Genomic DNA, 13,248 nt, shown 5'->3' on the forward strand with positions numbered 1-13,248 from the left:
CCTCAGGGCGCCGCCGGTTGTCGTTGCCTGCGTGCGGTGAGGACCGCGATCACCCTCGGGGTGAGCACCGAGACGATGAGCAGCACGCCGGTGACGATCACCTGGATCTCGTGCGAGATGTCGTTGAGGGTGAGGAGGTTGTTGAGCACGCCGATGAGCAGGACGCCGGCGACGGCGCCGCCGAGTGTGCCCTTGCCTCCGTCGAAGTCGACGCCGCCGAGCAACACGGCGGCGACGACGGTGAGTTCGAGGCCGAGCCCGTTGTCGGCGCGTGCGCTGCCGTAGCGCAGGGTGTAGACGATCCCGGCGAACGAGGCCATGAAGCCGCTGACCGCGAAGAGGATCAGCTTGATCCGCTTGACCCGTATGCCCGCGAACCAGGCGGCGTCCTCCTGCGCGCCGACCGCGAACAGTGCGCGCCCGAAGCCCGTGCTGTGCAGGACGACGGCGGCCACGACGGCGAGTACGCAGAAGAGCGCGATGGGATACGGCACAAAGGTGCCGGGCACCGTCTCGCTGTTGCCCGCCCACTGCGCGTAGGTCTCGGGGAAGTCGGCGACGGCCTTGTTGCCGAGCACGACGGAGGCCAGGCCCCGGTAGAGGGTGAGGGTGCCGATGGTGACGGCGAGCGAGGGCAGTCCGACACGGGTGACGAGCCAGCCGTTGAGCAGCCCGCCGAGCAGTCCCACCACCAGGCAGAGGGGGACGATCAGTTCGAAGCTCCAGCCCGCGTCCCACAGGGAGCCGGCGAGCGCGCTGGAGAGGCCGAGCATGGAGGCGACGGACAGGTCGACCTGGCCGGCGACGACCAGGAGGGTCATCGGGAGGGCGAGCAGGGCGACTTCGGCGGTGTCGTTGAGCGCTGCCGACAGGTTGGCCGTGTCCGAGAAGCCCTCGGTCGTGCCGGTACCGGTGAGGAAGGCGGCGACGAGCAGTGCTCCGACGGCCGCGTCCCAGCGCAGGAACCGGCCGATACGGCCGGGCCCGTGCCGGGTCTCCTCCCGCGCGGGTGCCGGGGTGGGGGGTGCGGTGGTCACTGCCTGCTCCTCTTCCTGAGCGCCCGCGTGGTGCGGCCACGCACGACGCGGTCGGTGCTGATGGCGGCGAGCAGCAGCGCGCCGGTGATCGCCTGTTCCCAGAAGGAGCTGACCTTCAGCACGACGAGGGCGCTGCCGATGGTGGTGAGCAGCAGCGCGCCGAGCGCCGCGCCCCACACGGTGCCGACGCCGCCTGTGATGGCGATGCCGCCGACGACGACGGCGCTGACCACGGTCAGCTCCCAGCCGTTGGCCGCGTCGGCGACGACGGTGCCGAAGCGGGCGAGCCACAGGGCGCCCGCGAGGCCGGCGACGGCGCCGGAGAAGGCGTAGGCGGTCAGCACCCTGCGGCGGATGGGGATACCGGCCAGCCGTGCGGCCTCGGGGTTGGAGCCGATGGCGTAGAGCTCTCTGCCGCTGCCGTAGGCGCGCAGGAAGTAGGCGGTCGCGGCGAGCACCACGGCGGAGAGGATCGGCAGGTACGGGATGCCGAGAACGCTGCCGCTGCCCAGGGTGAGGACGGCGTCGGGGACGTTGGCCGCGTTGATCTGTTCGCCGTGTGCCCAGGCGTGGTCGAGCCCCTGGATGACGTAGAGCATGCCGAGGGTGACCACGAGCGCGGGCACGCGTCCGAAGCTGACGAGGGCGCCGCTGACGAGTCCGCACACGGTGCCGAGCGCGATGCCGAGCAGCAGGACGGTGACGGCGCTGTGGTCCGTTCCGGAGACGAAGCTGCCGCAGGCGAACGCGGTGAGGCCGACGACGGAGCCGACCGACAGGTCGATGTTGCGGGTGAGGACGACGACGGACTGGCCCGTGGCGAGGAGGACGAGGATCGAGGCGTTGAGGAGAAGGTCCTTGATGCCCTGGTCGTCGAGGAAGGACGGGTTGACGAGCCAGGTGGCGAGGATGAGCAGGACGAGGGCCGCGCCGATGCTGAACTCCCGCAGGCGCAGCACCTTTTCGGCGAGGGAGCCGCCCTTCGCGCCGGCCGGGGACGGCTGTGAAGTGTCGGCGGGCTCGGGGGCACGCAGGGTGGCGCTCACGCTGCCTCACCCCGGCTTCCCGCGCGGCCTGTCGCAGCGGCCATGACGCTCTCCTCGTCGGCCTGTGCGCGGGGTATCTCCGCGACGAGGCGGCCCTCGTGCATGACGAGGACGCGGTCGGCCATGCCGAGGACCTCGGGCAGGTCGGAGGAGATCATCAGCACCGCGAGCCCATCGGCCGCGAGGGAGGAGAGCAGGCGGTGCACCTCGGCCTTGGTGCCGACGTCGATGCCGCGCGTGGGTTCGTCGACGATGAGCACGGAGGGCTCGGTCGCCAGCCACTTGGCGAGGACGACCTTCTGCTGGTTGCCTCCTGACAGGAAGCCGACGGGGTCGGAGAGCCTGCCGTACTTGAGGCTCAGCCGCAGGGCCCAGTCGGAGGCGCGGGCGCGCTCGCCCGCGCGGCGCACCAGGCCGCGGGTGCGCAGCTGCCGCAGACCTGTGAGGCCGATGTTGCGCTCGATGGACGCGTCCATGACCAGCCCGAGCTGGCGGCGGTCCTCGGGTACGAGGGCGAGCCCGGCGCGCATCGCGGCCGTGGGTGAACCGGCGCGCAGCGCCTGCCCGTTGACCCGCACCTCCCCCGCGTCGGCACGGTCGACGCCGAAGACGGCCTGCGCGACCTCGCTGCGGCCCGCGCCGACGAGCCCCGCGAGGGCGACGATCTCGCCCTCGCGTACGTCGAAGGAGACGTCGCGGAAGACGCCCTCGCGGGTCAGACGCCGTACGGTGAGCGCCGTACCGCCCGGCCGCGCCTCCTGTTTGGGATACAGCTCGCCCAGGTCGCGGCCGACCATGCGGCGTACCAACTCGTCCTCGGTGAGCCCTTCGAGGGGTTCGGAGGCGACGAGCTGTCCGTCGCGCAGCGTGGTGACGTGCCGGCACAGGTCGAAGATCTCGCCGAGCCGGTGCGAGATGAACAGCACGGCCGCGCCCTCGGTACGCAGGGTCTCCACGACGGAGAAGAGGCGCGCGGTCTCACTGCCCGTGAGGGCCGCCGTCGGCTCGTCCATGATGAGCACGCGCGCGTCGAAGGAGAGCGCCTTGGCGATCTCGACGATCTGCTGGTCGGCGATGGACAGGCCGCGTGCCGTGCGCCCGGGGTCGAGGTCGACGCCGAGGCGTTCCATCAGCGCGCCGGTCGCGGCGTGCACGGCGGCGTGGTCGATGCGCCCGAGCGTGCGGCGTGGCTGGCGGCCCATGAAGATGTTCTCCGCGATCGACAGGTCGGCGAAGAGCGTGGGTTCCTGGTAGATGACGGCGATGCCCGCGTCGCGTGCGTCGGCCGGGCCGTGGAAGACGGCGGGTTCGCCGTCGAGCAGTACGGTGCCCGCCTCGGGCCTGTGCACCCCGGCGAGGGTCTTGATCAGCGTGGACTTGCCCGCCCCGTTCTCACCCGCCAGCGCGTGCGACTCCCCCGCGCGCAGCTCCAGGGAGATGTCGCGCAGCGCGCGCACGCTGCCGAAGGACTTGCTCACCCCCTTCAGCGCGAGGACCGGCGCGGGGTCGGCGCCGGCCGGTGCGGTCTTGCTCATGCTCCTCCTCCTGGTGCTGCGCCCACTTCTTGACGGACACGCAGCCTGACGGGCACGCGGCCCGACGGGTACGCGACCTGACCGGCACACGGCCCGACGGACGTACAGCCCGTTGGCACGCAGCCTGACGAGCCCTACTGACGGGCCCTCAAAATGAAATGTTTCAAGACAGTGGACGGGAAGCTAGCTCTGTGGCCGTGCTCAGTCAAGGGGGCCCGTACTGCCTAAGTTCCCTTGTTTCCGCGGCTATTGACCGCTGCCGAGGGCGCCTCTACGTTCCTGACGCCGTCCAACTGAATCGTTTTTGGCCGACGGTCGATGGCCGACGGCCCACGAAACCCAGGAGGCGCACATGATCAGCAGACGCCACTTGCTCGCTACCGCCACGGCGACGGCCGCGGCCTCCGGCATCACGGCGCAGACGCACCTCGCCCAGGCGCGGCCATCAGGTGCCGCGGGGCGCGGCTCAGGGCTGCGCGTGCTGAGCACGACGACCGAGTACACCGACCGGCCGCTCGGGCTGGACACCGAACGGCCCCGGCTGAGCTGGGTCCTCGGCTCCGACGCCAGGAGCCAGAAGCAGGCCGCCTACCGGATACGGGTCGCCACCGCGCCCGACAGGCTCGGCTCCCCCGACGTGTGGGACAGCGGCAGGCGCACCTCGCGCCAGTCCGTGCTGGTCCCCTACGGCGGCCCCGCGCTGAAGCCCCGCACGCGCTACCACTGGTCCGTTCGCGTGTGGGGCGAGGACGGCAGCGCCTCCGGCTGGAGCCGCCCCACATGGTGGGAGACCGGTACGGGCGGCGAGGACCAGTGGCATGCCGGATGGGTCACGGCGCCCGCGAAGCTGGTGGACCCGCCCCCGCTGGAGGGCGCCGCCTGGGTGTGGTTCCCCGAGGGCGGCGATCCCGGCCAGGCGCCGCGCGGGACCCGCTGGTTCCGGGGCACCTTCGAGGCACCGGACGGTGTCGGCGGGGCCCGGCTGGTGCTGACGGCCGACGACGGGTTCACCCTGTACGTCAACGGCGCCGAGGTGACCGGGCGCGAGGCGGTCGGCACCCAGAAGTCCTGGGCACACCCGGCGCGCGCCGATGTCACCGAGCACCTGCGTACGGGCCGCAACGTGCTGGCCGTCGCGGCCACCAACGCCGACGCGGGCGCCGCCGGTCTGCTCGCGGCCCTGGAGATGACGGCGGACGGTGCCACCACCCGCTTCGTGACCGGCGCCGACGGCTGGCGCGCGACCGACGAGGAGCCCTCGGACGGGGCATGGCGTGAGCCCGGTTACGACGACGGCGGCTGGCAGCCCGCGCGGAAGATCGCCGACTGGGGCGCCGGCCCCTGGGGCAGGGTCACGGCGCAGCAGAGCCCCGCGCTGCTGCGCCGCTCCTTCCGGCTGCCCCGCAAGCCCGTGGCACACGCCCGCCTGTACGCCACGGCACTCGGCCTGTACGAGACGCGCCTCAACGGCGCGAAGGTCGGCGAGGACCTGCTCACCCCGGGCTGGACGGACTACGGCAAGCGCGTCGCCTACCAGGTGTACGACGTCACCGGCGCCGTACGGGGCGGCGAGAACGCGCTCGCTGTCACCCTGACGCCGGGCTGGTACGCGGGGAACATCGCGTGGTTCGGACAGCGGCTGTACGGCGAACACCCGGCGATGCGGGCCCAGTTGGAGGTCACGTACAAGGACGGCAGCAGCGAACGGATCGGCACGGACGGCTCCTGGCGCGCGGAAACGGGCCCGCTGCTGACGGCGGACCTGATGATGGGCGAGGAGTACGACGCGCGCCAGGAGAAGGCCGGCTGGGACTCCCCCGGCTTCGACGACGGAGGCTGGCACCCCGTCACCCAGCTGCCGGGAAAGGCCCCCGAGGTCGTCGCGATGACGGACGCGCCCACGCGCGTCATGAAGGAACTCACGCCCGTGGGGGTACGGGAGGTGCGCCCCGGCGCTTTCCTCTTCGACCTCGGCCAGAACATGGTGGGCACCGTCAGGCTGAAGGTCGCGGGCAAGGCCGGCACCCGTGTCACGCTGCGGCACGGCGAGGTCCTGGACAAGGACGGCTCCCTCTACACCGCCAACCTGCGCACCGCGCGCCCCGTGGACACGTACACGCTCAAGGGCGGAGCACGCGAGACGTACGAGCCGCGCTTCACCTTCCACGGCTTCCGCTACGTCGAGGTCACCGGCTACCCCGGCAAGCCGCAGCGCGGCGCTGTGACGGGACTGGTCGCGCACACCTCCGCACCGTTCACGATGGACTTCTCCACCGACTCGGAGATGCTCAACCAGCTGCACAGCAACATCACTTGGGGGCAGCGCGGCAACTTCCTGTCCATACCGACCGACACCCCGGCACGGGACGAACGGCTCGGCTGGTCGGGCGACATCAACGTCTTCGCGCCCACCGCCGCCTACGTCATGGAGTCGGCACGCTTCCTCACCAAGTGGCTCCAGGACCTGCGCGACGGGCAGGGCACCGAGGGCGACCAGAAGGGCGCGTACCCGGACGTGGCGCCGTTCGTCGAGGGCGTCGGCAAGGGAGTCGCCGGGTGGGGCGACGCGGGCGTGACCGTGCCGTGGGCGCTGTACGAGGCGTACGGGGACGTGCGGGTGCTGGAGGAGAACTGGGAAGCCATGCGCGCCTGGATCGCCTACCTGGAACAGCACAGCGACGGGCTGCTGCGCCCCGCTGAGGGCTACGGCGACTGGCTCAACATCGAGGACGAGACGCCCAAGGACGTCATCGGCACCGCCTGCTTCGCGCACGTCACCGACCTGGTGGCGCGTACGGCGAAGCTCCTGGAGGAGGAGTCGGGGCCGTACGAGGAGCTGGCGGCGCGGATCAGGAGCGCCTTCAACTCCGCCTATGTGAACGGCGAGGGGCGCATCAAGGGCGACACCCAGACCGCCTACGTCCTGGCGCTCTCCATGGACCTGCTGCCCTCCGCCGCGCTGCGGCGGGCAGCCGCCGACCGGCTGGTGGCGCTCGTCAAGGCGAAGGGCGAGCACCTGTCCACCGGCTTCCTTGGCACCCCGCGGCTGCTGCCTGCCCTCACGGAGGCCGGGCACACGGACGTCGCGCACGCCCTGCTGCGGCAGCGCACCTTCCCCTCCTGGGGCTACCAGATCGACAAGGGCGCCACCACGATGTGGGAGCGCTGGGACTCGATCAGGCCGGACGGCAGCTTCCAGGACGTGGGCATGAACTCCTTCAACCACTACGCCTACGGCTCCGTGGGCCGGTGGATGTACGAGAACCTCGCCGGGATCGCGCCCGGCGAACCCGGCTTCCGGAAGATCGTCGTACGGCCGCGCCCCGGCGGCGGGGTGAACCACGCCGCCGGGAAGTTCGCCTCGCCGTACGGCACGGTCAGCACGCGCTGGACGCGGACCGGTGACGGGGGCGGGGCCGGGGGCTTCAGGCTCGATGTGACGGTGCCGGTCAACGCGACGGCCGAGGTGTGGGTGCCGGCGGAGCGCGCGTCCCAAGTGCGCCAGAAGGGCGCCGAGTTCGTGCGGATGGAGGACGGCTGCGCGGTCTTCTCCACGGGCTCGGGCAGCTGGCGGTTCGAGGTGGGTTCGCGGTGAGGCAGAGCTGAGCGGGGGGTGAGCGGGGGGGGATGAGCGGGGGTGGTGAGGAGCTGAGCGCGTGAGGGTTCCGCGTCGCGGGACGGCGGTCGTGGACGGCGGTCCGTGATCTCCAACGTGCCCTGCTGCCTGGCCTCTTGACGCCGGGCCGGTGCGCATTTAGTTTCCCTTCGAACCTCCTTGAATCGTTTCACGCCCCCTGTATGCCCGAGGAGCCGTATGCCAGAGCAGGATGTCGCCGCCGTGAAGACCGCGCTCAAGTCCCAGCGGATCGAGACACCCTCGTGGGCGTACGGCAACTCGGGCACCCGCTTCAAGGTGTTCGCACAGGCCGGGGTGCCGCGCACCGTGCGCGAGAAGCTGGACGACGCGGCGCGCGTACAGCGGCACACCGGCGTCGCACCCGTCGTCGCGCTGCACATCCCCTGGGACAGGGCGGGCGCCGACGACGACTTCACAGCGCTGGCGTCCTACGCGGCGGACAAGGGCCTGCGCCTGGGCGCGGTGAACGCCAACGTCTTCCAGGAGGACGCCTACAAGCTCGGCTCGGTCGCCCACCCGGACCCGGCGGTGCGCCGCAAGGCGCTGGACCACCTCATGGAGTGCGTCGACATCATGGACGCGACGGGCTCCCGTGATCTGAAGCTGTGGTTCGCCGACGGCACCAACTACCCGGGCCAGGACGACATACGGGCCCGCCAGGACCGGCTCGCCGAGGCGCTCTCGGCCGTGTACGAGCGGCTGAGCGAGAAGCAGCGCCTGGTGCTGGAGTACAAGCTGTTCGAGCCCGCTTTCTACAGCACCGACGTGCCCGACTGGGGCACGTCGTACGCGCACTGCCTCAAGCTCGGCCCCAAGGCGCGCGTGTGCGTGGACACCGGGCACCACGCGCCCGGCACCAACATCGAGTTCATCGTCGCCTTCCTGCTGCGCGAGGGGAAGCTGGGCGCCTTCGACTTCAACTCCCGCTTCTACGCCGACGACGACCTGATGGCGGGCGCGGCCGACCCCTTCCAGCTGTTCCGGATCATGTACGAGGTACGGGCCGGCGGCGGCCTCGAAGGCACGGCGGAGGAGCGCGCGGCCGAAGGCGAAGGCCCCGGCGTCGCGTTCATGCTCGACCAGTGCCACAACATCGAGCCGAAGGTCCCGGCCATCATCCGCTCGGTCATGAACGTCCAGGAGGCGACGGCCAAGGCCCTTCTCGTCGACCGCGAGGCCCTGGCAGCCGCACAGCGCGCGGGCGACGTACTGACCGCGAACGGCGTCCTCATGGACGCCTTCAACACCGACGTACGCCCCCTGCTCGCCGACGTACGCGAGGAACTGGGCGCCGACCGCGACCCGATGGCCGCCTACGCGGCGTCCGGCTGGGCCGAGGCGATCGTGCGTGAGCGCGTCGGCGGCGAGCAGGCCGGATGGGGGGCGTGACCGTGGAGCGTACGCAGACCACGAACGGCACACCACCGGAACGCGCGAGGGTGACCGAACACCCGCGTAGGCCCGAACACCCGGAGCAGGCCGCCTTGTTGGCGCGCTCGCACCGCCTGGGGGCCGACCCCCGCAACACCAACTACGCGGGCGGCAACACCTCGGCGAAGGGCACGGCCACCGACCCGGTCACGGGCGAAGGCGTCGAGCTGATGTGGGTCAAGGGTTCGGGCGGCGACCTGGGTACCCTCAGGCCGGAGGGGCTGGCAGCGCTGCGCCTGGACAGGCTGCGGGCGCTCACCGGGGTCTATCCGGGCGTGAAGCGCGAGGACGAGATGGTCGCAGCCTTCGACTACTGCCTGCACGGCAAGGGAGGTGCGGCGCCGTCCATCGACACCGCCATGCACGGGCTGGTCGGCGCGGCGCACGTCGACCACCTGCACCCGGACTCGGGGATCGCGCTGGCGTGCGCAGCGGACGGCGAGCGGCTGACCCGGGAGTGCTTCGGCGACGCCGTGGTGTGGGTCCCCTGGCGGCGGCCCGGATTCCAGCTCGGTCTCGACATCGCCGCCGTGCACGAGGCGCACCCCGAAGCGATCGGCTGTGTACTGGGCGGTCATGGCATCACGGCCTGGGGCGCGACCAGCGAGGAGTGCGAGCGCAACTCCCTGCACCTCATCCGCACCGCCGAGCGCTTCCTCGAAGCGCGGGGCAGGGCCGAGCCGTTCGGGCCCGTGCAGGAGGGTTACGAGCCGCTCCCCGAGGCCGAACGCCTGGAGCGCGCCGCCGCCCTGTTGCCCCTCGTACGCGGGCTGGCCTCGCGCGACCACGCGCAGGTGGGGCACTACGACGGGTCGGCCGCCGTGCTGGACTTCCTCTCCCGCGCCGAGCACCCGCGGCTGGCCGCGCTGGGCACCTCCTGCCCCGACCACTTCCTGCGTACCAAGGTGCGCCCGCTCGTGCTGGACCTGCCGTCGCGGGCCCCGCTGGAGGAGGCGGCCACCCGGCTGGAAGAGCTGCACGAGGAGTACCGCTCCGGTTATCGCGCGTACTACGAGCGGCATGCCACGGAGGAGTCGCCCCCGATGCGGGGGGCCGATCCGGCGATCGTTCTGGTGCCGGGCGTGGGCATGTTCAGCTTCGGCAGGGACAAGCAGACCGCGCGGGTGGCCGGGGAGTTCTACCTCAACGCGATCCAGGTGATGCGCGGCGCCGAGGCGGTCTCCTCCTACTCCCCCATCGAGGAGTCGGAGAAGTTCCGCATCGAGTACTGGGACCTGGAGGAGGCCAAGCTGCGCCGGATGCCGGCGCCCAAGCCACTGGCAACCCGGATCGCGCTGGTCACGGGCGCCGGCTCCGGAATCGGGCGGGCCATCGCACACCGGTTGGCTGCCGAGGGCGCCTGCGTCGTCGCCGCCGACGTGAACGGGCGGGGGGCGCGCGAGGTGGCCGAAGAGCTGGGCGGCCCGGACAGGGCCGTGCCCGTGACCGTGGACGTCACCTCCGAGGAGCAGATCGCGGCGGCCTTCGCCGAGGCGGCACGCGCCTTCGGCGGCGTCGACCTGGTGGTCAACAACGCGGGGATCTCCGTCTCCAAGCCCCTCGCCGAGACCACGGCCGAGGACTGGGACCGCCAGCACGGGATCATGGCGCGCGGCTCCTTCCTCGTCTCCCGCGAGGCGGCCCGGGTGATGAGGGCGCAGGGCATGGGCGGTGACCTGGTCTACATCTCCTCCAAGAACGGGGTCTTCGCAGGGCCCAACAACGTCGCGTACGGTGCGGCCAAGGCCGACCAGGCGCACCAGGTGCGGCTGTTGGCCGCCGAGCTGGGCGAGCACGGCATCCGCGTCAACGGGGTCAACCCGGACGGCGTCGTACGCGGTTCCGGCATCTTCGCAGGCGGCTGGGGCGCCCAGCGTGCCGCCGTCTACGGCGTGCCGGAGGAGGAGCTGGGGCAGTTCTACGCGCGCCGCACCCTGCTCAAGCGCGAGGTGCTGCCCGAGCACGTCGCCAACGCGGTCTTCGCCCTCACCGGCGGAGACCTCACCCACACGACGGGGCTGCACATTCCCGTCGACGCGGGCGTCGCAGCGGCGTTCCTGCGCTGAGGGCTTCCCGCACTCAGCGCACCGGCCCGCCGGCGTCCGCCCCAGCGCCGGTGGCGGGCCGAGCCGTGGGGGCACGCCCGCCACCGGCCCGCTCTCCGTACGACGTGAGGTACACCATGCCGCCATCCGCCACCAGTTCACCCGCCCCAGCGGCACACGGCGGCACCGGGGCCGCCGGAACGGAAGTCGCGGGGAGCACGGCATACGCCACCGGTACGGCCCGCACCGGGGCCGCCGGGTCGGGGACGCCCGCGGGTGGCGCGTTCGCCGCCGTCGATCTGGGCGCCTCCAGCGGGCGCGTCATCCTCGGCAGGACGACGGACGGGGTGCTCACCCTGGAAGAGGTGCACCGCTTCGAGAACCGGCCCGTCCACGTCGCCGGCACCCTCCACTGGGACATCCTCGGGCTCTACCGTGGCGTCCTCGACGGGCTGCGTGCCGCGGGCGCCGCCGCCGGTACGGAACCCGGCGCCCTCGCCTCGGTGGGCATCGACTCCTGGGGCGTCGACTACGGGCTCCTGGACGCCGACGGCGCGCTGCTCGGCAACCCCGTCCACTACCGCGACGACCGGACACTGGGCATGGCCGAGGAGATCGAAAAGGCGCTGCCCGCACGGGAGTTGTACGCGCTCACGGGGCTCCAGCGGCTCCCCATCAACACGCTCTACCAGCTCGCCGCAGCGCGGGGCAGCAGTCAACTGGCCGCGGCCCGCCGGATACTGCTCGTCCCCGACCTCATCTCGTACTGGCTGACAGGCAGGGCCGGTACGGAGATCACCATCGCCTCCACCACCCAGCTGCTCGACCCGCGTACCCGCACCTGGTCGGCGCCCGTGGCCGGGGCCGTCGGCCTGGACCCCGCGCTGTTCGCGCCGCTGCGCTCCCCCGGTGAAGCCGCCGGTGAGCTGCTGCCCGGGGTGCTGGAGGAGACCGGGCTCGCGGGGCCCGTCCCGGTGACGGCCGTCGGGGCCCACGACACGGCCTCGGCCGTCGTCGGAGTCCCGGCTGCGGACGAACGGTTCGCGTACATCTCCACCGGCACCTGGTCGCTGGCCGGGGTGGAACTGGAGGCGCCCGTACTGACCGAGGAGAGCCGCCGCGCCAACTTCACCAATGAGCTGGGCGTGGACGGAACGGTGCGCTATCTGCGCAACATCATGGGCCTGTGGCTCCTCCAGGAGTGCCTGCGCGACTGGGAGACGGGGTCCGGGCCCTACGAACTGGACGCGCTGCTGGAAGGCGCGGCGCGCATGCCGGGGCTGCGGTCCGTCGTGGACGCGAGCAGTCCCGCCTTTCTGGCGCCCGGCGGAATGCCCGCACGCCTCGCTGAGGCGTGCCGCGCGACGGGCCAGCCCGTACCCCGCGACCCGGCCGAGACGACACGCTGCGTCCTGGACTCCCTCGCGCTGGCGCACCGCGAGACGGTCACCGAGGCGGCGCGGCTGTCGGGGCGCGAGGTGGAGACGGTGCACATGGTGGGCGGCGGCGCGCGCAACGCGCTGCTGTGCCAGCTGACGGCCGACGCCTGCGGGCTGCCCGTCGTCGCGGGGCCCGTGGAGGCGGCTGCGTACGGGAATGTGCTGGTCCAGGCCCGTACGGCGGGGGCGGTGAGCGGCGGACTGCCCTCGCTCAGGAGGCTGGTGCGCGACAGCCTGCGGCTGCGACAGTATGCCCCCAGGGGTGATCAAGCATCCTGGGCGCTGGCAGCGGCCCGCGTCCGTGGTCACGGAAAGGAGGCGCCGTGCGCGTAGCGCTCTTCGTCACCTGTATCAATGACGCGCTCTATCCGCGCACCGGGCAGGCCGTGGTGACCCTGCTGGAACGGCTCGGCGTCCAGGTGGACTTCCCCGAGGCCCAGTCCTGCTGCGGCCAGCCGCAGTTCAACACCGGCTACCGGCACGCGACCGAGCCGCTGGTGCACCGCTACGCCGAGGCGTTCGAGGGCTACGACCACATCGTGGTGCCCTCGGGCTCCTGCGCCGCCATGGTGCGGGACAACTACCCGCGTATCGGCGAGAAGGCAGCGGCCGAGGGCAGGGGGCACGTACTGGCCGACACGGCGGCGCGGGTCGTACCGCGCACCTATGAGCTGACCGAGTTCCTGGTCGACGTGCTGGGTGTCACCGACGTCGGTGCGTACTTCCCGCACACGGTCACCTACCACCCCACCTGCCACGGGCTGCGGATGCTCGGCCTCGGGAAGCGCCCACGCCAACTGCTGGAGCAGGTCAGGGGACTTGAGCTGCGCGAGCTGGAGGGTGCCGAGGAGTGCTGCGGATTCGGCGGCACGTTCTCCGTCAAGAACGCCGCCGTCTCCGCCGCGATGGGCACCGACAAGGCGCGGCACGTCGAGGAGACCGGCGCCGCCGCCGTCTGCACGGTCGACAACTCCTGCCTTATGCACATGGGCGGCACGCTCTCGCGCAGAGGCTCCCGTGTACGCCCCGTACACCTCGCCGAGATCCTGGCCGGCACCGAGGAGTCCCCGCTGTGAAC

General features: G+C 72.0%; 8 protein-coding genes. 5 read left to right on the forward strand and 3 right to left on the reverse strand.

Annotated features, from left to right (window positions below):
* Positions 1–2: 2 nt before the first annotated feature.
* Genes NMN56_RS30995 through NMN56_RS31005 form a run of 3 tightly spaced genes read right to left on the reverse strand, consistent with a single transcriptional unit; the run spans position 3 to position 3,618 of the window.
* A complete protein-coding gene (locus tag NMN56_RS30995; protein WP_430542749.1) occupies positions 3–1,037 on the reverse strand; it encodes an ABC transporter permease in 1,035 nt (344 codons plus the stop codon).
* Positions 1,034–2,083 (reverse strand): ABC transporter permease, encoded by a 1,050-nt coding sequence (locus tag NMN56_RS31000; RefSeq protein WP_430542750.1) that lies wholly within the window; start codon positions 2,081–2,083, stop codon positions 1,034–1,036. The genes NMN56_RS30995 and NMN56_RS31000 overlap by 4 nt, the downstream gene beginning before the upstream one ends.
* The gene (locus tag NMN56_RS31005; protein WP_274047037.1) at positions 2,080–3,618 is read right to left on the reverse strand and encodes a sugar ABC transporter ATP-binding protein; all 1,539 of its coding nucleotides are present in this window, start codon (positions 3,616–3,618) and stop codon (positions 2,080–2,082) included. Before NMN56_RS31005 ends, NMN56_RS31000 begins: the two co-directional genes overlap by 4 nt.
* A gap of 352 nt (positions 3,619–3,970) precedes the next feature.
* Between NMN56_RS31005 and NMN56_RS31010 the strand changes: the two genes are divergently transcribed.
* The 5 genes from NMN56_RS31010 (at position 3,971) to NMN56_RS31030 (ending at position 13,246) form a co-directional block, all read left to right on the forward strand.
* Positions 3,971–7,213 (forward strand): glycoside hydrolase family 78 protein, encoded by a 3,243-nt coding sequence (locus NMN56_RS31010; protein WP_274047038.1) that lies wholly within the window; start codon positions 3,971–3,973, stop codon positions 7,211–7,213.
* Positions 7,214–7,432: 219 nt separating this feature from the next.
* Entirely contained in the window at positions 7,433–8,644 is a 1,212-nt protein-coding gene (gene rhaI / locus NMN56_RS31015; protein WP_274047039.1) for an L-rhamnose isomerase, read from the forward strand.
* Positions 8,645–8,694: 50 nt separating this feature from the next.
* Positions 8,695–10,752: a bifunctional aldolase/short-chain dehydrogenase gene (locus NMN56_RS31020; protein ID WP_280842927.1), complete on the forward strand. Its 2,058-nt coding sequence runs from the start codon at positions 8,695–8,697 to the stop codon at positions 10,750–10,752.
* A gap of 116 nt (positions 10,753–10,868) precedes the next feature.
* The gene (locus tag NMN56_RS31025) at positions 10,869–12,503 is read left to right on the forward strand and encodes a rhamnulokinase (protein ID WP_274047041.1); all 1,635 of its coding nucleotides are present in this window, start codon (positions 10,869–10,871) and stop codon (positions 12,501–12,503) included.
* The gene (locus NMN56_RS31030) at positions 12,494–13,246 is read left to right on the forward strand and encodes a (Fe-S)-binding protein (protein WP_274047042.1); all 753 of its coding nucleotides are present in this window, start codon (positions 12,494–12,496) and stop codon (positions 13,244–13,246) included. Before NMN56_RS31025 ends, NMN56_RS31030 begins: the two co-directional genes overlap by 10 nt.
* The last annotated feature ends 2 nt before the right edge of the window (positions 13,247–13,248 follow it).

It is taken from the genome of Streptomyces iconiensis, assembly GCF_028657195.3.
Taxonomy (GTDB): Bacteria; Actinomycetota; Actinomycetes; order Streptomycetales; family Streptomycetaceae; genus Streptomyces; species Streptomyces iconiensis.

Bases quoted from the DNA above. Each gene is read 5' to 3' on its own strand.
- NMN56_RS31010 (WP_274047038.1), top strand. From the start codon at position 3,971: ATGATCAGCAGACGCCACTTGCTCGCTACCGCCACGGCGACGGCCGCG.
- NMN56_RS31005 (WP_274047037.1), bottom strand. From the start codon at position 3,618: ATGAGCAAGACCGCACCGGCCGGCGCCGACCCCGCGCCGGTCCTCGCG.
- NMN56_RS31025 (WP_274047041.1), top strand. From the start codon at position 10,869: ATGCCGCCATCCGCCACCAGTTCACCCGCCCCAGCGGCACACGGCGGC.
- rhaI (WP_274047039.1), top strand. From the start codon at position 7,433: ATGCCAGAGCAGGATGTCGCCGCCGTGAAGACCGCGCTCAAGTCCCAG.